Annotated in this window: 17 protein-coding genes; 15 read left to right on the top strand and 2 right to left on the bottom strand. The window is 33.5% G+C overall.

The genetic code is table 11. From position 1 onward, the window contains the following. The first annotated feature begins 118 nt into the window (after window positions 1–118). The 10 genes from Q1W72_RS11215 to Q1W72_RS11170 all read left to right on the top strand — a co-directional run bounded on the left by Q1W72_RS11215 (window position 119) and on the right by Q1W72_RS11170 (window position 11,485). The gene (locus Q1W72_RS11215; RefSeq protein WP_302134830.1) at window positions 119–2,005 is read left to right on the top strand and encodes an IS1634 family transposase; all 1,887 of its coding nucleotides are present in this window, start codon (window positions 119–121) and stop codon (window positions 2,003–2,005) included. A gap of 18 nt (window positions 2,006–2,023) precedes the next feature. Further along, window positions 2,024–2,776, top strand: a complete 753-nt coding sequence (locus Q1W72_RS11210) for a carbonic anhydrase (protein WP_302135269.1) — start codon at window positions 2,024–2,026, stop codon at window positions 2,774–2,776. Further along, the gene (locus Q1W72_RS11205; protein ID WP_302135268.1) at window positions 2,773–3,546 is read left to right on the top strand and encodes a DUF2490 domain-containing protein; all 774 of its coding nucleotides are present in this window, start codon (window positions 2,773–2,775) and stop codon (window positions 3,544–3,546) included. Before Q1W72_RS11210 ends, Q1W72_RS11205 begins: the two co-directional genes overlap by 4 nt. A 479-nt stretch (window positions 3,547–4,025) precedes the next feature. Next, window positions 4,026–4,658: a leucine-rich repeat domain-containing protein gene (locus tag Q1W72_RS11200; protein WP_302135267.1), complete on the top strand. Its 633-nt coding sequence runs from the start codon at window positions 4,026–4,028 to the stop codon at window positions 4,656–4,658. A gap of 111 nt (window positions 4,659–4,769) precedes the next feature. Next, window positions 4,770–5,441, top strand: a complete 672-nt coding sequence (locus tag Q1W72_RS11195) for a TetR/AcrR family transcriptional regulator (protein WP_099714412.1) — start codon at window positions 4,770–4,772, stop codon at window positions 5,439–5,441. Window positions 5,442–5,453: 12 nt separating this feature from the next. Then, window positions 5,454–7,115, top strand: a complete 1,662-nt coding sequence (locus tag Q1W72_RS11190; RefSeq protein WP_302137940.1) for a peptidase domain-containing ABC transporter — start codon at window positions 5,454–5,456, stop codon at window positions 7,113–7,115. A gap of 2 nt (window positions 7,116–7,117) precedes the next feature. After that, window positions 7,118–8,464 carry an HlyD family secretion protein gene (locus tag Q1W72_RS11185; RefSeq protein WP_302135266.1) on the top strand — a complete coding sequence of 449 codons (1,347 nt, stop codon included), beginning with the start codon at window positions 7,118–7,120 and terminating at the stop codon, window positions 8,462–8,464. 56 nt (window positions 8,465–8,520) lie between these two features. Continuing rightward, on the top strand, window positions 8,521–9,852 hold the full coding sequence (locus tag Q1W72_RS11180) for a TolC family protein (protein ID WP_302137939.1): 1,332 nt from the start codon (window positions 8,521–8,523) through the stop codon (window positions 9,850–9,852). 44 nt (window positions 9,853–9,896) lie between these two features. Continuing rightward, the gene (gene map / locus Q1W72_RS11175; protein WP_099714409.1) at window positions 9,897–10,715 is read left to right on the top strand and encodes a type I methionyl aminopeptidase; all 819 of its coding nucleotides are present in this window, start codon (window positions 9,897–9,899) and stop codon (window positions 10,713–10,715) included. Beyond that, a complete protein-coding gene (locus Q1W72_RS11170) occupies window positions 10,715–11,485 on the top strand; it encodes a class I SAM-dependent methyltransferase (protein WP_302135263.1) in 771 nt (256 codons plus the stop codon). Before map ends, Q1W72_RS11170 begins: the two co-directional genes overlap by 1 nt. Window positions 11,486–11,551: 66 nt before the next feature. Here Q1W72_RS11170 and Q1W72_RS11165 read toward each other — a convergent pair whose 3' ends face one another. Continuing rightward, window positions 11,552–14,362 (bottom strand): pitrilysin family protein, encoded by a 2,811-nt coding sequence (locus tag Q1W72_RS11165; RefSeq protein WP_302135261.1) that lies wholly within the window; start codon window positions 14,360–14,362, stop codon window positions 11,552–11,554. A gap of 169 nt (window positions 14,363–14,531) precedes the next feature. On the opposite strand from Q1W72_RS11165, the gene Q1W72_RS11160 reads away from it, so the two are divergent. From Q1W72_RS11160 to pruA, 3 genes are all read left to right on the top strand, one after another. Beyond that, window positions 14,532–15,797: a DUF5103 domain-containing protein gene (locus Q1W72_RS11160; RefSeq protein WP_302135260.1), complete on the top strand. Its 1,266-nt coding sequence runs from the start codon at window positions 14,532–14,534 to the stop codon at window positions 15,795–15,797. A gap of 82 nt (window positions 15,798–15,879) precedes the next feature. Beyond that, the gene (apaG, locus tag Q1W72_RS11155) at window positions 15,880–16,266 is read left to right on the top strand and encodes a Co2+/Mg2+ efflux protein ApaG (protein ID WP_099714405.1); all 387 of its coding nucleotides are present in this window, start codon (window positions 15,880–15,882) and stop codon (window positions 16,264–16,266) included. Window positions 16,267–16,373: 107 nt separating this feature from the next. Beyond that, window positions 16,374–17,999, top strand: a complete 1,626-nt coding sequence (pruA, locus tag Q1W72_RS11150) for an L-glutamate gamma-semialdehyde dehydrogenase (RefSeq protein WP_121342804.1) — start codon at window positions 16,374–16,376, stop codon at window positions 17,997–17,999. Between the two features lie 130 nt (window positions 18,000–18,129). Here the strand turns inward: pruA and rsmG are convergent, their stop codons facing one another. After that, window positions 18,130–18,759 carry a 16S rRNA (guanine(527)-N(7))-methyltransferase RsmG gene (gene rsmG / locus Q1W72_RS11145; RefSeq protein WP_302135257.1) on the bottom strand — a complete coding sequence of 210 codons (630 nt, stop codon included), beginning with the start codon at window positions 18,757–18,759 and terminating at the stop codon, window positions 18,130–18,132. A gap of 105 nt (window positions 18,760–18,864) precedes the next feature. Between rsmG and Q1W72_RS11140 the strand changes: the two genes are divergently transcribed. After that, on the top strand, window positions 18,865–19,962 hold the full coding sequence (locus Q1W72_RS11140; protein ID WP_099714402.1) for an acyl-CoA desaturase: 1,098 nt from the start codon (window positions 18,865–18,867) through the stop codon (window positions 19,960–19,962). A gap of 88 nt (window positions 19,963–20,050) precedes the next feature. Then, on the top strand, window positions 20,051–21,238 hold the full coding sequence (locus Q1W72_RS11135; protein ID WP_282714558.1) for a pyridoxal phosphate-dependent aminotransferase: 1,188 nt from the start codon (window positions 20,051–20,053) through the stop codon (window positions 21,236–21,238). Window positions 21,239–21,283 lie beyond the last annotated feature (45 nt).

Here is a 21,283-nt window from a genome sequence, read left to right as displayed (position 1 = left end):
AGTTTTTATTTAAAAATTGGTATTTTTTGTATTCAAAACAGGTGTTTTTTAGGTAAATTCCGTTTTGTAGTCCCCAGCAAATCTTGTCTTTAATGGGGATATTTCCGATTTTTACTAAATGTATTTCAAATCTACTTTTCGTCGAAATCCTGAAACAGGCAAAATGGAATCCTACTACCGATTGGTAGAGAGTTTTCGTGATCAAAACGATATTGTTAGAAACAGAACTATTGTAACTGCTGGATTTATAGACCATTTAACGGCTGAGGAATTGAATTATATCCAGAAAAAATTGACTGAAAAACTCAATGGAAAAAACAGCTTGTTTGAAGATGATTTTCAAGAACATCTTTGGGAGTATATTGATGAATTGTATTCCAAAATACTAAAATCAAACAAAATAGATAATTCTCATTCTTCCCAAAAAGACATTCACAGTGTAGATTTGAACACACTAAAACACACTGAAGCACGTGAACTAGGAGGTGAATGGATGAGTTTGCAAACATTGAAGCAACTAAAAATAGACCAGTTTTTATTGGATAAAAATTGGCCGGAAGAACAAGTTCAATTGGCACTCACTCAAATTATAAGCAGAGCCGTTTATCCCGCGAGCGAAAACAGAACCAGTAAATGGATAAAAGAAAATTCGGCTATTTGTGAATTAACCGCTTATCCTATCAAAAAAATAACAAAGGATAAATTATATCAATCTGCCTTAAATTTGTATCAAGTTAAAGATGAGATGGAAAAATATTTGTCTCAAAAGACCAATGAATTATTTGATATTGAAGATAAATTTTATTTGTATGACCTAACCAATACCTATTTTGAAGGTCAGAAAAAGAACAGTGATTTAGCTCAGTACGGACGTAGCAAGGAAAAGCGAACCGATGCCAAACTAGTTGTTTTGGCAGCTGTTGTAAATGTAGAAGGCTTTTTGAAATATTCCAATATCTACCAAGGGAATATGGCCGATTGCAAGACCTTGTCCGATATGATTGATAGCCTTCGTGAGGCTACGAGTGAGTCCACAAAAAAGGCTTTGGTGATTATGGATGCTGGTATTGCCACTGACGAAAACTTGAAATTGGTGACAGAAAAAGGATATGATTATTTATGTGTAAGCCGTACTAAACCCAAAAAATATGCCTTAAAAAATGAAATCCCTACAATAGTTTATGACAAAAAAAATCAGAAAATAGAGCTGAATGAAATTGAAGGTGAAGAACAAAATCAGTGTGTTTTCAAGGTGAAAAGCGACATGAAAGCAATGAAAGAACGTTCAATGAATCGCAAATTTAAAACCCTTTATGAAGACACATTAACCAAACTTGCCAATGGATTAGCCAAAAAATCGGGGATAAAAAAGCAAGAAATTATAAATCAAAAAATAGGGCGATTGCAACAAAAATATCCCTCAATAGCCAAGCATTACCAAATTGATTTATTGGTTGACCAAAAAACGAGCAAGGTAACTTCTATGAAATGGGAGGTCAAAGAAAGTCAAATAAATCAGAAAAAAGAACATGGCGTTTATTTTATAAAAACGTCTCTAAAAGAAAGGGATGAGCAAACAATTTGGAGAATATACAATTGCATACGAGAAATTGAAAGTACTTTTAGAACGTTAAAAACAGACTTGGATTTACGACCTATTTATCATCAGAACGATGAGTCAACTATGGCACATTTAAACCTTGGATTGTTAGCCTATTGGATCGTAAATACGATTAGATATCAACTAAAAGTAAAAAAAATAAATCACGATTGGCAAGAAATTATGAGAATTGCAAATACTCAAAAGTTAGTTACAACAGAGATAAAAGATGTACTTGAAAACACAATCGAAATTAAGAAATGTTCAGAGCCAAGCCCTAAACTAAAGGAAATTTACTTAGCCCTAAACTATAAAAAATGTCCCTTTACCAGGAAAAAATTTGTAGTCCCCAAATCTGAAATCCTAAAACAAGATTTCCTTTTTAAACAAAGGTTTACAAGCTAAAGTCTGCAAGTTGGGTTAATGTGTTTAAGTATAGGTCTAAGCACTTATTCGCAAGAAAAACAAGTCAAAAAAAACAAATCAAAAAAAATTGAGATTGATTCCGTACAATGGAAAAAAGAACATTACGTCATTAATAGAGATTCCGCTTATGCAGATCCTAGGATTGGCATAAAGAAATTAATGGGCGGAAACAAACGTTTTATTGAAGGGAGAACAATCAAACCAAGGCAAGACATGAATACCATAAAAAGCCTAGAAAACGGACAGGAACCCTTTGCAACAATTGTAGGCTGTTCAGATTCAAGAGTGCCTAATGAAATGATTTTTGACCAAGGTTTAGGTGATTTATTTATCATCAGAACTGCTGGACAAGTATCTGCTGCGGCATCTTATGGCAGTATGGAATTTGCCGTATTAAAATTAAAAACAAAATTAATTGTAGTGCTTGGACACACAGAATGCGGTGCAGTAGCTGCAGCTGTAGAACGCCCCGAGGATGTACCTGGCCACATTGTAACCCTGATTAATGAAATTAAACCCGCGGTGGCAAAATGTGCTCACTTACCTGGGAATCGTGTTAATAATGCAGTACGACAAAATGTTGTTGACCAAGTTAATAACCTGCGCGACCTAGACCCCATTTTACATAAAAAATACTTAAATGGTGAAATATTAATAGTAGGTGCGGTATATGATATCCACACAGGAAAAGTAGAATTCCTACCAGAAACACTAAATAACTTGCCACAGCCAAAAAAGAATACTAAATGAAAAAAATAATATTTATAACACTGTTGTCACTAATGGGCAGCAGTGTTTTTTCGCAAAATACTAGACTAAATGACCACAACCAAATAGGATGGTTAGGATATTTTGGAACATTTAAAGTTTCCAATAAATTTAGCTTGCACTCCGAGTACCAGTGGCGAAGAGACAATTATATTGCTGATAAACAGCAAGGATTAATGCGTGTAGGATTGAACTACCAAACCAATCCAAAATTGCAATTACGATTAGGATATGCCTGGATTGAGACCTATCCTTATGGTGATTTTCCAATAAATGGAATGGGAAGAGATTTTACGGAACATAGAATTTTTCAGATGGCTACGCTCACAGATAAAATATCAAAATTTGATCTTTCGCATCGTTTTATGCTCGAACAGCGTTTCATAGGAAGATATACAAATCCAACAATAAAAGTAGAAGATGACTATCTATTCCTTAACCGTTTACGATATATGTTTCGAATTCAAATGCCTTTAAAAGGAAAAGAAATAACAAACAAAACAACATACATTGCCGCCTACAATGAAATACTTATAGGATTTGGCAAAAATGTAAATGAAAATATATTTGATCAAAACCGAATAGGAATTTTACTAGGTTACAAATTCAACAATAATTTTAGAGTTGAAGGCGGTTATATAAATCAAACGGTACAACTTGGAAGAGAAATAGAACAAAGAAATGTATTTCAAAACAATAATGGATTCATAGTAAACACACTAATAAACGTAGACCTTACTAAAAAAAATTAATACTAAAAAATAATTGATTCTTTAGCTTTAGAAAAGTATAATAAGACATACGCTATTACTTAAAATCAAATATGTGGAATAAATTTTTGATTGCAAGAAAACCACAATTTATTGGAAATATGGATTCTTAAAACCAAGGATTAATGATGCCCTAAGCTCGATTAGAAAGAGGCTTTTATTGTTTAAATCAGGCGGTTTCGAATTTCAAAGAAGAAATTTTTGAGCAATTAATCAACATTTTGCCGCAAAACATCATCATATCTTGAAAATATCGTTAAGTTAAACTTTCAATTTTCAGATATTTACACGAATCTAATTTCATTATTTGCACATTTTTTTTAATGATAAATCGAGTTCAGGTTAATTACTAAACAAGAAGTAAAAGCATGCGTTTCTTAAAAAAAAGTTAAAGTCACATAATCAATAGCATTACTATTGATTATGTGATTACTTTTGTTGAATAATCTAAAAAAAATAAAATGAAAACGAACTTAATTTTGGCATTTTTAATCGTCTTTTCAAATGCATTATTTGGTCAAATTAAGCCTGATCAAAGTAAAGATTACAATAATTTAGAAGAAGCTCTGAAGAATCCTGAAATGATTTACAGACTAGATCTGAGTAATCAAACAGTTAAACTAGATACTATAAATTGGACAAAGTTTACTAATCTTACCTATCTAAATCTTAAAAATGATCATCTGAAGGAAATACCAATTGGCATTACTACTCTAAAATCTTTAAAAACAATTGATTTAAGTGGAAATGATTTCAATATATTACCTAGTGATTTTTCTAATTTGACCGCATTAGAAGAGGTGTTTTTAAATGATGAAAAAAAAATGAATTTGCCTAAAACGCTGAACATTTTAGCAAAACTGCCCAATTTAAAATCCCTGCATTTAGAAAATGATCACTTAAAATCATTACCAAGTGAACTACTGCATTTTAAAAATCTAGAAAAATTGTATTTGGGCAATAATGAATTGAAGCAAATCCCAGTTCTCAAAACATTAGATCATTTAAAATATTTAGATTTAAAAAATAATAATATAGAAACTGACATTAGAGATATGAAAAATTTAAACTTTGGCCTAAAAATTAATTTCTAATAATAACCAATAAAACTTATCTTTAATTAAAAATACGTTTTAAATACAAGCAGTGAAACAATAATATAAAATCCCTTTTTGTCTCTCAAGTATATCATCAAAATTTTAAAAATGAACACTATTTTAGCAAATATAACAATAACAGTCAACGATCAACTTTACGTCAAGAATCCTGAAACTTCTTCTTTAGGAAAAAAAATAATTGAGCATAGTATTTTAATGATAGATGAAATAGGTTTTGAAAATTTTACGTTCAAAAAGCTTGGTGAAAAAATTGGTTCAAATGAAAGTTCAATCTATAGATACTTTGAAAGTAAGCATAAACTATTATTATATTTATCCTCGTGGTATTGGGGCTGGATGGAGTATAAATTAGTGTTTGCAACTAATAATTTATCTGTACCATTGGAGAAATTAAAAAAAGCTATTACTATTTTAACGGAAAAAATTGAAGATGATTTTACAACCGCCCATATCAACGAATCTATTCTAAACAAAATAATAATTGCCGAATTCACAAAAACATTGCTAACAAAAGACGTTGACGAGGAAAATAAAATTGGTTTTTTCTTAGTGTATAAAAGAGTAATCAATAGAGTTATAGAAATGATACAAGTGGTAAATCCTGATTATAAATATGCAAAAAGTTTAGCCTCATCAATAGTCGAAGGTGCATTACACCAGCATTTTTTAAAGGACCATTTAAAAACAATTACAAATTGTAATGAAACTATTTCACCAACCGATTTCTACATTGATTTAGTTGAACGAATTACAAAATAAGATATTATGAAAATTTCTCCATTAAAACGTTTTTACAATTTACTTGAATTAGATAAAAAAGATGTTTATCAAATATTTTTCTACGCTATTTTTGCCGGATTAATCAGTTTGTCTTTACCGCTGGGTATTCAGGCGATCATCAACTTTATTCAATCCGGAAGAGTAAGCGCCTCTTGGATTGTTTTAATTATTTTGGTAATTTTTGGTGTTGCATTAGTGGGGATTTTATCCTTGATGCAATTGCGAATCACTGAAAATTTACAACAAAAAATATTTGTTCGCGCCTCATTTGAATTTGCAGCCCGTTTGCCCAAAATAAAAATGGATCAATTGTACAATTCCTATCCACCGGAATTAGCCAATCGCTTTTTTGATACAATGACCATCCAAAAAGGAACTTCCAAGCTGCTAATCGATTTTTCTGCGGCGCTGTTGCAAATTGCTTTTGGAGTAATTTTACTGTCTTTATACCATCCCTATTTTATTCTGTTTGGTGTACTACTTTTTTTCCTTTTGTATTTTATTTTCCGATTCTCTTTTAAATCCGGTCTGGAAACAAGCTTGAAAGAATCAAAATTCAAATATAAAGTAGCAGGCTGGTTACAAGAATTAGCTCGAAATAATTATAGTTTCAAAAATGATCTTCATTATAATTTTGGACTTGAAAAAAATAATAATATCGTTAGTGAGTACTTAAATTACAGGGAGAAACATTTTAGCATCATCAAAAGACAATTCACCCAATTAATTCTTTTTAAAATTTTAATAACTGGAGGATTATTATCTATTGGGGGCTTTTTGGTACTTTCAGAACAAATGAATATTGGCCAATTCGTAGCGGCAGAAATCATTATTTTATTAGTTATAACCTCTGTCGAAAAAATTATAATTGGACTCGAAACATTCTACGATGTACTGACCTCAATTGAAAAAATTGGTCAAGTGACTGACATGGAATTAGAAGAAGACACCGCTTTTAGCAGCGACACTTGCTATGCTAATATATCATTGGAAATAGAAAATCTTACTTTTAAATTTCCGGACTCCAAGAAGGAAATATTGAGTAATTTATCCCTTAAAATAGAACAAGGAGAAAAAATAGCGATTGAAGGTCCTAATGGTTCTGGAAAAACAACGCTAATTCGCATATTATCCGGATTATTACAACCTACATCGGGTACTTTTTACATCAATGACGATACCTATAGAAAAATCAACCTAAAGCAATATCGCTCTCAAATTGGCGGTATTATTCACGGTGAAACGCCATTTGAAGGTACTCTGTTAGAAAACATTACGTTCAATGACAACTCAATCACTACTGAGAATCTAAAATGGGCTATTGAGGGCGTCCAACTTTCCAGCTTTGTAAAAACGCTGCCGAAGGGTCTGGAGACACGCATTTTTCCGGAAGGAAAACAATTATCGTCTTCTAATGCACAAAAAGTACTATTGGCTAGAAGTATTATACACAAACCAAAAATCCTTTTTTATGAAGATCCCACGGACATGATGGACATTAAAGTTGCTAATGAAATTATTGATTTCCTTACATCCGAGAAGAACAACTGGACAATAATAGTTTCCTCAAAAAACCCATATTGGAAAACCAAATGCAGTCGTATTATCACTATGGAAAATGGAACTATTCAACTTGATTTAAAAAATAAATAGTAATGCTAAACATATCTGACAATAAAACAAAACTGCCGCCATTAGATCGTTTTACTACGGTAAAAAACTTGGTCAACAGACCTCACTATAAAATTTTGAATAAAATTATTGTAGGAGTTTCAATTATAGGCGTGATAGCACTTTTCCTGCCTTGGACACAAAACATTTCAGGTAGCGGAAGCGTTACTACGTTAAGACCTGATCAAAGACCGCAGTCCATTCAGAGTGTAATTTCTGGTCGACTTGAAAAATGGTATGTTCAGGAAGGCGATTTTGTAAAGAAAGGTGACACCATCTTGTTCATTTCAGAAATAAAAGAGGATTATATGGATCCAAATTTAGTTCAAAATACTAGAAATCAAATAGATGCTAAAAAACAATCTTTGCAATCGTATGGTTCAAAAGTAAGCACGCTTACCGGCCAGATACAAGCCATTGAAAGAGAAAAAGTTTTGAAACTGGAACAAGCGCAAAATAAAATCAAACAATCCGTTTTGAAAATTAAGAGCGACAGTATGGATTTAGTTGCCGTAAAAACTCAACTAAAGATAGCTAACACGCAATACAATCGTTCAGTTCAATTGAATAAGGAAGGACTGAAACCGCTTACTGATATTGAAGAAAAAAGACTGAAATTACAAGAAGTTGAAGCGAAAATTATCACTCAGGAAAACAAATTTTTAACGAGTAAAAACGAATTTATTAATGCCAAAGTTGAAATAAGCAGAATAAGCGCAGAGTATGCAGAGAAAGTTTCGAAAGCCAATAGTGACAAATTCACGGCGCTTAGCAGTCAGTACGACACTGACGCGCAAGTGAATAAACTTGAAAATCAATATGCAAATTACAGCATTAGAAACGGAATGTATTATATCAAAGCCTCGCAAAACGGATACATCAACAGGGCATTGCAGTCCGGTATAGGAGAAACCATAAAAGAAGGAACGCCAATTGCAACGATAATGCCATCCAAATATGATATTGCCGTAGAAACTTTTGTAAACCCAATTGATCTTCCGCTGTTACGAAAAGGCGAAAAAGTTAGGGTTTGGTTTGATGGATGGCCTACAATTGTATTCTCTGGATGGCCAAACATGTCGTATGGTACCTTTGGTGGTGAAATTATAGCCATTGAAAATTTCATTAGCGTCAATGGAAAATATCGGGTCTTAATATCACCTGATAAAAATGATGAAAAATGGCCTGAACAACTAAGTATTGGAGCTGGAGCACAAACTATTGCGTTGCTAAATAATGTACCTGTTTGGTTTGAATTGTGGCGATCCCTGAACGGATTCCCTCCTAATTATTACAAACCAGCGGTAAAACCAACAACAGATAAAAAATAATGAAACAACTATTTTTAGCATTTTTATTTTTGGGTTTTGCTGCAACAGCCCAAGATATGACCTCAAAAGAATTCACTTACACGGAGTTCTTGGGGTATGTAAAAAAATACCATCCGCTGGTGAAGAATGCCAACTTGGAAATCAATAAAGCGCAAGCTAATTTGATGATGGCTCGCGGTGGTTTTGACCCAAAAATCGAAGTCGATTTCAGCGAAAAACAATTCAAAGACAAAGAGTATTATTCGATATTGAACAGCAGTTTCAAAATCCCAACTTGGTATGGAATCGAGATTAAAGCGGGTTTTGACAATAGTGACGGTGTATACTTGAATCCGCAAAACACACTTCCCAATCAAGGATTAACTTCCTTAGGAGTGACCGTTCCACTTGGACAAGGACTGTTTATTAACCAAAGAATGGCTGATGTACGAAAGGCAAAAATGCAAATGCAATTGAGTCAGGCAGAACGAAAACTTCAGGCAATTGCAGTTTTGTATGATGCTTCGCAGGCCTATTTTAATTGGAAAAAAAACTTCAATGAAGTGCAATTGTATGAAGAATACAACAAGAATGCACAAATTAGGTTCAAGGGAATTCAGTCGTTAATCCAGCAAGGTGACAAACCTGCAATTGACAGCGTTGAAGCGGGAATTATTGTAAAAAACAGAATCCTGAATCTGGAAGACTCCAAGCTTAAATTGGCTAAAGCCAAATTAGAACTTTCTAATTTTCTTTGGTTGGAAAACAATATCCCATTGGAAATATCCGATGAATTGATTCCCGAAACGCAATTGGAATTTACGATTCAGGAAAGTTTAAAAACGAATGATTTATTGAATACAAATTTCTCCATTACCAATCACCCAAAAATCAATGCATTGCAAAGCAAGATTGACATGCTAAATGTGGAAAAAAAATTAAAGGCCAATATGCTTTTGCCAAAAATTGATGTGGGTTATTCTTATATATCAGAACCCAGTTACATTGATAATTATCAGTTTGAGGATTATAAAATTGGATTGGATTTTTATTTCCCTTTGTTTCTTCGAAAAGAACGCGGAAGTTTGAAACTGGCGAAGTATAAAGTACAGGAAACTGAATTTACATTGGATTTAGAAAAAGTACAACTGACCAATAAAATAAATGCACAAAGGATGGAAATTGAATCCTTGCTAAGACAAAAGGAACTAATCAAAGGTTTGGTTCAGGATAATCTCACGATGTTAAATTCAGAGGAAAGATTATTTTCTTTTGGAGAAAGTTCCTTATTTTTAATTAATACAAGAGAGAATAATTTAGTTAGCGCACAGCTTTCAAAGATAGCTTTGGAGAACCGTTTTTACATTTCAAATTCAGAGCTTTTTAAAATAATGGCTAATCCGGATTAAATAATTTATAAAATTGTACTTTTGCAAACTGAAAATTCGAAATTATGATTATAGTAAAATCACGTGAAGAAATAGAATTAATGCGCGAAAGTGCCTTAATCGTATCAAAAACATTAGGAATGATTGCTTCTGAAATAAAAGAAGGAGTTACGACTTTATACCTGGATAAATTAGCCGAAACATTCATTCGTGATCATGGAGCTGAACCAAGTTTTCTTGGATTATATGGTTTCCCGAATTCACTTTGCATGAGTCCAAACGCACAAGTAGTTCATGGAATCCCAAACAATACACCTTTAAAAAGTGGTGATGTAATCTCCGTAGATTGTGGCGCATATAAAAATGGATACCATGGCGATCATGCTTATTCTTTTGAAATAGGTGAAGTCGCTCCTGAAACAAAAAAATTATTGCAGGTAACCAAGGAATCTTTATATGTTGGAATCCGCGAATTCAAATTAGGAAATCGTGTAGAAGACGTAGGAAATGCAATTCAAAAATATACAGAAGCGCATGGTTATGGCGTTGTGCGTGAATTAGTAGGTCATGGCGTAGGACAAAAAATGCATGAAGATCCTGAAATGCCTAATTATGGTAAAAAAGGAAGAGGAAAACTTTTTGTAGAAGGAATGGTTGTCGCTATTGAACCGATGATTAATATGGGAACCCGAAACATCAAACAATTAAAAGACGGCTGGACAATCCTTACTGCCGATGGAAAACCAAGTGCGCATTTTGAGCATGATGTTGCGATTATTGATGGAAAACCAGAGATTTTATCGACTTTTGGATACATCTACAAAGCGTTAGGAATTGTGAGTGATGAAGAAGATGAGTTTAGACAAACACCTTTAGTGCTGTAATGAAAAAACTATTTAAACTTGTACTCAATACTATTCCGCGTCCTATACTTATTCGTTTAAGTTATGTAGCGCGTCCTATTATTGCTTTTTCATTAAGAGGAACTAATTTCACCGACCCAATCGATGGAAAAAGCTTCAAATCGATGTTGCCTTATGGGTACGAAACACAAAGAAATAATGTGCTTTCGCCAAGTACACTTTCCCTGGAAAGACATCGTTTATTGTGGTTGTATTTAAATAACGAAACTGACTTTTTTACTTCGGCAGCAAAAAAGAAAGTATTGCATTTTGCGCCAGAACAAGCTTTTTATAAATTGTTTAGAAACCAGAAAAATCTGGACTATACTACAACCGATTTGTTTTCACCATTGGCGGATGTAAAAGCTGACATTTGTAATTTACCTTTTGAAGACAATCAATATGATGTTATTCTGTGCAATCATGTTTTAGAACACATTCCGGATGACACGAAAGCCATGCAGGAATTGTATCGGGTTTTGAAACCAGGTGGAATGGCTATTTTACAAATTCCGCAGGATTTATCCAGAGCAGCAACTTTTGCCGATGATTCCATTACGGATCAAAAAGAACGCGCTAAAATCTTTGGTCAATACGATCACGTTCGTATTTATGGCCGTGATTATTTTGATAAATTACGAAGCATTGGGTTTAAAGTAATTGAAGAAGATTACACAAATAAAATTGCCCCTGAATTAGTAGAGAAATATTGTTTAGCCAAAGGGGAAATTATTCCGGTTTGTTTTAAATAATTTACACTATAAAAAAACCTGCTAAAGTTAATTTTAGCAGGTTTTTAATTTATAAATTGAGTTGGTTTATTTTTTTTCTGGCATCAACATTCCAATTACTTTATCTTTTGTAAGATATTTTTTTGCAATATCTTGAATATCCTTAGCCGATACTGCATTTACAGTTTCTTCAAATTTCAAGACTTCTTCAGCGCTACTTCCATTGGTGTATGATCTAGTGAAATTAGACAACCAATATCTGTTTTCCTTACTGTCTTTTCTGAAATCAGCTAATTCACCTTCTTTAAATTTAGCCACATCTTTTTCATCTGGTCCTTTATCGATAATATTTTGAAGTTCTTTTAAAGCAGAAGCTGTCAATTTTTCAGCATTATCTGGTCCACATGGGAAACCAATTGTAAAACTGTACGATCCATTTGGAACTTTATTCATGCTTCCTCTTGCAGAAACACCATAAACACCACTTTCATTTTCACGCAATTGCTCGATTAGTTTTATAGTCAAAACTTCTCCTAATGCTTGCATACTCATCGCATCTTTTGCAGAATATTTTGCATCTCCATAATACATGATCGTTACGTTACTTTTAGGGTCTGTTCCTTTATTAACGACTTTTTTCAAATCTCCTTTTAGCATTCTATAACCTAAATCTACGGCTTTCTCTTTTTTATCAGTCGCAGGTAAAGACGCTAAATATTTAATAGAATACGCTTCCATAGTTTTATCATCAATGTTTCCAACGAAATAAAACTCAAAATCAGCAGCATTGGCAAAACGCTCTTTGTATTTTTTGTACGCTAATGCATAATCTGTTTCTCCCCAAGTTTTTTCAGAAGGAATCAACCCATTAAATCTAGGATTCTCTTTATTCAAATACGTATAAAACTCTTGCTGAAAATAAAAACTAGGTTGTGAAGCCATATTGTTAAAGAAAGCCGATTGCTTTTGTTTGTAGCCTTCAAAAGCGGTCACATCCATATTTAAATCTGTGAAATAAGCATGCGTCATTTGGAACAAATATTCTAAATCCTTCGGAGTGGAATTTCCTCTCAAACCTTCAGTAGTTCCACCTATATATGGGTTTACTCTTGCTATTTTACCCGTCATGAATTTATTGATATCATTCAATTTCAATCCTGAGAATCCGGCTTCCGCCAAGGCTCCGTTAGCAAATTGAACTTTTTTCATATCCTCATTAGAGTATAAATTAGTTCCTCCAAGACTAACCGCCTCAAAAAGAACCTCATCATTTTTGAAATCTGTATTCTTATACGTTACTTTCACACCATTGGACAATACTAATGTTTTTGTTCCAATTTTAGCATTGCTTTCACGACTAACAATTGTACCCGGTTTAACTTCGTTTCTTATCAAACTTGTCGCAACTGCAGCATCTTCATAAGGCTTAATATCATCAGTATTAATTTTCAAAGCATCAAGAACTTGTTGTTCTGTAACTTTTTTCAAACCTTCTTTTTCAGGGCCAGTAAGAATAATGACACGGTTGTCTTCTTTTACGTAATCTTTAATCAAACTATTTACATCCTTTAAATCAATCAAAGGCATCAATTGTTTAATCGTTTGATACGTCCATTCAATTCCGGGAACTGGCTCTTTTTCCAAGAAATTAGCTTGGTATTCTCCAACAAAATTTACTGAATTCGTTTTGTCTCTGTCGTTATATGCTTTTTCAATAGAAGCAAGAAATTCTAATTTTGAACGATCTAATTCACCTTGTGTAAATCCAAATTTCTTAGCTCTTTCATTTTCAGTTATCAATACTTTCAAAGCACTTAATTGCTTATCTTCTTGAGACATAGCCACAGACTGATATGCTTTTTTATTTCTGGCAAAAGTTCCGCCATAATACGAATATCCATAGGTAAATGGAGGTGTAGCTGAATTTGTAAGTTCATCCAATCGCGTATTTAAAAGCGTAGAGAACAATCCTTCAATAATGTAATTTTTGAAATCTCCAATATTCACGATTGGTTTTGGAGCTCCATAATCTTTGTAAATCAATTGTACTTGAGCGCTTGAAGCTTCTTTATCACTTTCAACAGCTACAAAAGTTTCCTTGTGATTAGGAACGTCATAAAATTTTCTAGGTTTTTCTTTGGCTGGATTTTTATAACTTGAAAAATGAGAAATGATTTTCTTCTCCATTTCTGCAACATCAATATCTCCAACAACAATTACGCTCATCAAATTAGGACGATACCAATCTTTGTAGAAATTAATTAACGATTGGTGTTTAAATTTCTCTAAAATTTCTTTTTGACCAATTGGCAAACGCTCCGCATAGTGTGACTCATGCATCATTTTTGAAATGTAGCGGCCCAACATTCTTTTTTGAGCACCTAAACCCAATCTGTATTCTTCTAAAACTACGCCTCTTTCTTTATCGATTTCTTCTGGTGTCAAAACGGTATTAAAAGCCCAATCTTCAATAATTTGAAATCCTTTTTCTAATTTTTCAGGACTGTCAGATGGAATTGGCAAAAAATAAACCGTTTCATCAAAACTGGTATACGCATTTAAGTGTTGCCCAAACTTTACACCAATACTTTGCAAATAATCAACTAATTGATTTTTAGGAAAGCGCTTGGTTCCATTAAAACACATGTGCTCCATAAAGTGAGCCAATCCTTGTTGGTCATTCTCCTCAAGGATAGAACCAGCATTAACAACCAGCCTAAGATCTACTTTTTTTTCTGGTTTGGCATTTTTCTTGATGTAATAGGTTAAGCCATTTTCAAGCTTACCTGTTTTTACGCTAGGATCAAAAGGAATTGCTTTTGAGTAATCCATTTGCTGTGCAAAAACAGCTAAAGGAAACAGCATGATCCCGAATACTAAATTGTTGATTTTTTTCATAAGGTTAGATATATTTGAAGTAAAAATAATAAGATAACTCCTAACTTTTAAAAATATTGTATTTTAATTAACAGAAATTACATACAAAATATATTTACTCTTTGAATTACATTATCGGATAAAAACGGGGAGTATTCCTTATATTTACAAAATCTTTAAGCGCTGCAAAATGATAAAATCTTTTTTTAAAATAGTCTTCTTTTTTCTTTTTGTATTCACAGCTAATTCTTCCTCTGCACAAGCAGAAAAAGAAGTAGCCGCACCTTACAATATCAAAACGATTTCTTTTTTACAAAGTGATCGAAATGTGATTCCAATTTTTAAATTAGGAGAAGGATTTCAATTGCAGTTTGATGATCTTTTTGGCAATGAAGCCAATTATTATTACGAAATAATCCATTGCGATTACAACTGGGTTCCTTCTGGAATTCCAAAAAACGAATATTTACAGGGTTTTGACAACCAAAGAATTCAGGATTATACTAATTCCTTTAATACATTACAAATCTATTCGCACTACAAATTATCAATTCCCAATCAGTTTACACAGCAGTTGCGAATCAGTGGGAATTATATCATTAAAGTTTTAGACGAAAATAAAGAAGTGGTATTTTCTAGAAAATTCATTTTATGTGAAGATCTTGTTACGGTTCCAATGCAGGTGAAGCGAGCACGAACAGTAAGTAATATAGAACTGAAACACAATTTAGAATTCTCTATAAAATCAAGCCTAATTACATTTCAAAATCCAATGAAGAACGTTAAAGTAGTCTTACTTCAAAACGGACAATTTAACACTGCCATAAAAAATGTGGTCCCACAATATACCATTGGAAATGACTTGATTTACAAATATGACCCTGAAACACAGTTTTGGGCAGGAAATGAGTTTTTGTTTTTTGAAAACAAAGACATACGATCCGCAAGTAACAATATAGCGCGCATAGATTCTAATACTGCTATTTACGGTTCCTATTTGTACACCAATGGCGCACGAACAAATTTCCCTTATTCATTTACCCAAGATGTTAATGGTGATTTTGTTGTCAATAACATAAATGCCACTAATCCCGAAATCGAAGCGGATTATGTATGGGTTTATTTTAGTCTCTCTGCCCCTACTTTTAGATTGAAAAAAAATATTTATGTTGGTGGAATGTTCAATAATTATAATCTGTCCCCAGAATACAAAATGGAGTATAATTCCCAAAAGGGTATTTATGAAAAAGCAATTTTAGTCAAACAGGGATTTACAAACTATCAATATATTGTTGCTGATGACAAAGGAGTTATTGACTATGAAAATGCAATTGACGGTAATTTTTATCAAACGGAAAATGATTACACCGTACTCGTTTATTACAGAGAAAACACAGATCGATACGATAGAGTTGTTGGGAAAGGAATAGCAAATTCCTTAAATATTACCAACTAAAAAAACTTTTCGAAAATTTAGCAAAACGAGTTCAATTTTTTGTAAATTTGTCAATAATAAACACATATTCATCCATTTAATCATGGTTTCTCAAATAACAAGAGGTATAAAAATTTCAGTTTTGACTAGTTTTGAAGGAACCTACTTCAAAAACTACAAGATTCACTTTGCCTTTAGTTATGTAATCACAATTGAAAATCACAGTAAAGATTCTGTTCAGCTGATTTCTCGCCATTGGGAAATCTTTGATTCTCTAAATGCAATAGAAATAGTTGATGGAGAAGGCGTAATTGGGAAAAAACCAGTTTTAAAACCTGGTGAATTTCATACCTACAGTTCTGGCTGTTTACTTTCTTCACCTTATGGCGCCATGAAAGGATATTTCAACATGATTAACTTCACCTCTACAAAAAACTTCAAAGTTATCGTACCTACTTTTAGGTTATGTGCGCCTTTTGCTTTGAATTAAATTACAACTCTTTTATTAGAATTTTAACTTCCAATCAGATTCTCTGATTGATGAATTATTGTTACCTTTACAGCTCAATTTTTGATTATAATTAAAATCTATTTAATATGCCAAAAGGAATTTACAACGTCCCAAAAGCGTTTAACGAAACCGTTAAGTCCTACGCTCCAGGAAGTCCGGAAAGAGAAGAAGTTCTAGCCACTTTCAATAAAATGTATAATGAAACAGTTGATGTTCCTTTATACATTGGAGGAGAAGAAATCCGTACAGGAAAAACTCAATCAATAAATCCTCCTTTCGACCACAAACACACTGTAGGACAGTATCACGAAGCTGATAAAGAACATATAGAAAAAGCCATTTCAACAGCACTGGAAGCTAAAAAGAAATGGGCTAATTTAGCTTGGGAACACAGAGCATCCATCTTTTTAAAAGCTGCTGAATTGCTTGCCGGACCATACCGTGCCAAAATAAATGCAGCAACTATGATTGCTCAGGCAAAAACAGTACACCAAGCTGAAATTGATGCAGCCTGTGAATTTATAGACTTTTTGCGTTTCAATGTGCAATTTATGTCTCAAATTTATGCTGAACAGCCCGCTTCATCAGAAGGTGTTTGGAACAGATTAGAACACAGACCTCTTGAAGGATTTATATATGCCATCACTCCGTTTAACTTTACAGCAATTGCCGGTAATTTACCTGCAGCTCCAGCATTAATGGGGAATGTTGTAGTTTGGAAACCAAGTGCTACACAAATTTATTCTGCAAATGTAATTGTAGAGGTATTCAAACTAGCAGGATTACCAGACGGTGTGATCAATGTAGTTTATGGAGACTCTGCCATGATTTCTGAAACGTTATTAGGAAGTCGTGATTTCGCAGGAATTCACTTTACAGGTTCAACTCGTGTTTTCAATGACATTTGGGGAAAAATTGGACAAAACATCAGCAACTACAAAACATACCCAAGAATCGTAGGAGAAACTGGAGGTAAAGATTTTGTTGTGGCGCATTCATCCGCTATTCCGGCTCAAGTTGCTACGGCACTTTCCAGAGGAGCTTTCGAATACCAAGGTCAAAAATGTTCCGCTGCTTCAAGAGCGTATGTACCAAAATCAATATGGCCAGAAGTAAAAAAATTATTAGTTGCTGATTTAGCTTCTATGAAAATGGGATCGCCAGGAGATACTAATAATTTCGTTTCATCTGTGATTTCAGAAGGTTCATTTGACAAATTAGCCGGTTTTATTGACCAAGCTAAAAAAGATGCTGATGCCGAAATTATTGCAGGAGGAAATTACGACAAGTCTGTTGGTTATTTTATAGAGCCTACCGTTATTGTAACTACAGATCCAAAATACAGTACAATGGAAACCGAATTATTCGGACCAGTATTGACAATTTACGTTTACGAAGATGCTAAATGGGAAGAAACTCTTGTATTAGTAGATTCGACTTCTGAGTATGCATTGACAGGAGCTGTCTTGAGCCAAGACCGTTATGCCATTGAATATGCGATGAAAGTTTTAGAAAATGCCGCTGGTAATTTCTACATCAACGACAAACCTACAGGTGCTGTTGTAGGACAACAACCATTTGGTGGAGCTAGAGGCTCAGGAACTAATGACAAAGCAGGTTCAGTATTGAACTTATTGCGTTGGGTTTCTCCAAGAACCATCAAAGAAACATTTGTTACTCCAGAGAATTACAGATACCCGTTTTTAGGATAATAAATTAGTCGTAAAGTTTGAAAGTCGAAAGTCTTAAAGAACATACAAATAGTAAAAAAGCCGAATCTAAAATTTAGATTCGGCTTTTTTTTATCTTTTTTCTAGTCAATTCTATCTTTCGATCTTATGACTACGATTGAAACTTCAACGGCAAATGCACTACTTTTTTGGTTTCAAAGAATTCATCTTCAAAGAAATCAGCAAGATTATATTCAGTGGCTTTTGGAAAATCCTTTAATTCTTCGGTTAAATCACCCCCTTTTAGATACAGAATTCCGTTTTTCAATTCGTGTTTGTTGTTCTTTTTGATTTTGGTTTTCACCCAAGAAACAAAATCCGGCATATTTGTTACGGCACGACTCACGATAAAGTCGAAATCTCCTTTTACATTTTCGGCACGCATTTGTTCGGCTTTTACATTTTTCAACCCTAATCCTTCGGCAACAGCTTGAACCACTTTTATTTTCTTCGCAATAACATCAATTAAATAAAAACGCGTTTCCGGAAAAAGAATCGCCAATGGAATTCCAGGAAATCCTCCGCCAGTTCCTACATCAAGAACATACGTTCCAGCTTCAAATTTTATGATTTTGGCTATTCCTAAAGAATGTAAAATATGTTTGGTGTACAAAGCATCAATATCTTTTCTCGAAATAACATTGATTTTTTCATTCCAATCATGGTATAAAAAATCCAGTTTTTCGAACTGTTCTTTCTGAATATCAGTTAAATTAGGAAAATACTTAAGAATCTCGTCCATCTATTAATTTTTTAACAAAAGTAATACTTTAGAGTTAAAATATTTATCTCAATTTTGTATATCCAAAAATTTATAATAATTACCTTTGAACTTTATTGAAAATATATGAATAATAATGCTCCAACATTTGCTAAGCAAGATAGCCTAAAGTTTTTTAGAACACTTAACTCACGGGTTAACAATTACTTCAAAGAAAATAACATCCAAAAGACCGGCAATTGGAAACTATATTTGAAAACTATAATTCTGTTTTCAGTTTTTCTTGCGCCTTATTTTTTAATTCTGACACTTGGTATGCCATTTTGGGCACATCTTCTGTTGACAATAGTTATGGGAATTGGAATGGCTGGAGTAGGAATGAATGTGATGCACGATGGAAATCATGGTTCTTATTCCAATAAAACTTGGGTCAACAAATTCATGGGTGGAACTATTTATGTTTTGGCAGGAAATGTATACAACTGGCAAGTGCAACATAATGTTTTACACCACACCTACACAAACATTCCGGGTCACGATGAGGATTTAGATGCCGGACGTGTTATCCGTTTTACTAAAGAAGCAAAATGGTATAATTTCCACCGTTTTCAGCAATATTATTCTGTATTCTTATACGGATTATTAACATTCAACTGGGCTATCACAACTGATTTCAAACAGATGAGAAGCTACTTGAAAAGAAAATTATCGTACGGAGAAGCGAAAAGCCCAAAAATACTTTGGACGACTTTAATTATCACCAAAGTAATTTATGTTTCTATCTGGATCGTATTACCAATCGTTATTGGAATCACTTGGTGGAAAGTATTAATTGGTTTCTTCGTGATGCATTACACTGCTGGTTTAATTCTAAGTGTTGTGTTCCAATTGGCACACGTTGTTGAAGAAACGACTAATCCATCTCCAAATGAATTAGGTGAAATGGACAATACTTGGGCTATTCATCAATTGTTTACCACAACTAATTTTGCTCCAAAAAACAAAATCGTTAACTGGTACACAGGCGGATTGAATCACCAAATTGAGCACCATATTTTTCCAAATATCAGCCACATCCATTATGGTAAAATTGCTAAAATTGTGAAAGAAACTGCGCAGGAATGCAACTTGCCGTATTATGAATACAAAACAATGCGAAGCGCCGTTATTGCACATTTTAAGCATTTGAAAGATTTGGGACAAAACCCTGCTCTTACTGTATAATCATAAAAAACACAACGTGTAAAGATGCTGCAGTGCATCTCTACCAACAGAATGAATTTAATAAAAACTAACTACAACCTATTAAAAAATGAATCCATTATCAGATAGAATAAACAATTTATCTACGTCTCAAACATTAGCAATGGCAGCTTTGGCCAGAGAATTAAAATCACAAGGAAAAGACATTATCAGTTTAAGCTTAGGCGAACCTGATTTCAATACGCCAGACTTTATCAAAGAAGCGGCTAAAAAAGCAATTGACGAAAATTACAGCACTTATTCTCCAGTAGAAGGATATTTAGAATTAAAAGAAGCCATCTGTAGAAAATTCAAAAGAGACAATGATTTAGAGTACAAACCGTCTCAAATTGTAGTTTCAACAGGAGCAAAACAATCTTTATACAACATTGCACAAGTAATGTTGAATGATGGTGACGAGGTAATTTTACCGGCACCTTACTGGGTTTCTTATTTCGAAATCGTAAAATTATCAGGTGGAATTCCTGTAGAAGTTCCAACTTCTGTAGATACTGATTTCAAAATCACACCAGAACAATTAGAAGCAGCAATTACACCAAAAACAAAAATGATGTGGTTTAGTTCTCCTTGTAATCCAAGTGGATCTGTGTACAGCAGAGAAGAATTAACGGCATTAGCAAAAGTATTGGAGAAATATCCAAACGTTTATGTTGTTGCTGATGAAATCTATGAGCACATCAATTTCTCAGGAACTTTTTGCAGCATCGCATCTATCCCAGGAATGTTAGAAAGAACAATTACCGTAAATGGAGTAGCAAAAGCTTTCGCTATGACAGGATGGAGAATTGGATATATTGGCGCACCAGAATTCATTGCAAAAGCATGTACAAAAATTCAAGGACAAGTAACAAGTGGTGCTAACAGTATTGCACAACGTGCTACAATTACTGCTGTTGATGCGGACCCAAGTGTTTTAAAACACATGGTTGACGCTTTTCATAGCCGTAGAGATTTAGTCGTTGGATTATTAAAAGACATTCCTGGAATCAAAATCAACGTTCCAGAAGGTGCTTTTTATGTATTCCCTGACGTTTCTTCTTTCTTCGGAAAAACATTAAAAGGAACTTTTATCAAAGATGCCAATGATTTCTCTATGTACCTTTTGGGCGAAGCAAATGTAGCAACCGTAACCGGTGACGCATTTGGAAACCCGGACTGTATTCGTTTTTCTTACGCGACAAGCGAAGAATTATTGAAAGAAGCCTTACGCAGAATAAAAGAAGCAGTAGCTTTATAGTCAAAAGTTGGAAAGTCAAAATTCCAACTTCCAATATACAAACAA

The organism is Flavobacterium sp. ZE23DGlu08 (assembly GCF_030505335.1).
In the GTDB taxonomy this organism is placed as follows: Bacteria; Bacteroidota; Bacteroidia; order Flavobacteriales; family Flavobacteriaceae; genus Flavobacterium; species Flavobacterium algoritolerans.
This window is presented reverse-complemented; position numbering and strand designations above follow the sequence as displayed.

Excerpts from the sequence above, each read along its gene's own strand:
- Q1W72_RS11200 (WP_302135267.1), top strand. The coding sequence starts at position 4,026 with ATGAAAACGAACTTAATTTTGGCATTTTTAATCGTCTTTTCAAATGCA.
- Q1W72_RS11170 (WP_302135263.1), top strand. The coding sequence starts at position 10,715 with ATGAAAAAACTATTTAAACTTGTACTCAATACTATTCCGCGTCCTATA.
- Q1W72_RS11215 (WP_302134830.1), top strand. The coding sequence starts at position 119 with ATGTATTTCAAATCTACTTTTCGTCGAAATCCTGAAACAGGCAAAATG.
- Q1W72_RS11210 (WP_302135269.1), top strand. The coding sequence starts at position 2,024 with ATGTGTTTAAGTATAGGTCTAAGCACTTATTCGCAAGAAAAACAAGTC.
- Q1W72_RS11185 (WP_302135266.1), top strand. The coding sequence starts at position 7,118 with ATGCTAAACATATCTGACAATAAAACAAAACTGCCGCCATTAGATCGT.
- apaG (WP_099714405.1), top strand. The coding sequence starts at position 15,880 with ATGGTTTCTCAAATAACAAGAGGTATAAAAATTTCAGTTTTGACTAGT.
- pruA (WP_121342804.1), top strand. The coding sequence starts at position 16,374 with ATGCCAAAAGGAATTTACAACGTCCCAAAAGCGTTTAACGAAACCGTT.
- rsmG (WP_302135257.1), bottom strand. The coding sequence starts at position 18,759 with ATGGACGAGATTCTTAAGTATTTTCCTAATTTAACTGATATTCAGAAA.
- map (WP_099714409.1), top strand. The coding sequence starts at position 9,897 with ATGATTATAGTAAAATCACGTGAAGAAATAGAATTAATGCGCGAAAGT.
- Q1W72_RS11180 (WP_302137939.1), top strand. The coding sequence starts at position 8,521 with ATGACCTCAAAAGAATTCACTTACACGGAGTTCTTGGGGTATGTAAAA.
- Q1W72_RS11160 (WP_302135260.1), top strand. The coding sequence starts at position 14,532 with ATGATAAAATCTTTTTTTAAAATAGTCTTCTTTTTTCTTTTTGTATTC.
- Q1W72_RS11195 (WP_099714412.1), top strand. The coding sequence starts at position 4,770 with ATGAACACTATTTTAGCAAATATAACAATAACAGTCAACGATCAACTT.
- Q1W72_RS11205 (WP_302135268.1), top strand. The coding sequence starts at position 2,773 with ATGAAAAAAATAATATTTATAACACTGTTGTCACTAATGGGCAGCAGT.
- Q1W72_RS11135 (WP_282714558.1), top strand. The coding sequence starts at position 20,051 with ATGAATCCATTATCAGATAGAATAAACAATTTATCTACGTCTCAAACA.
- Q1W72_RS11140 (WP_099714402.1), top strand. The coding sequence starts at position 18,865 with ATGAATAATAATGCTCCAACATTTGCTAAGCAAGATAGCCTAAAGTTT.
- Q1W72_RS11165 (WP_302135261.1), bottom strand. The coding sequence starts at position 14,362 with ATGAAAAAAATCAACAATTTAGTATTCGGGATCATGCTGTTTCCTTTA.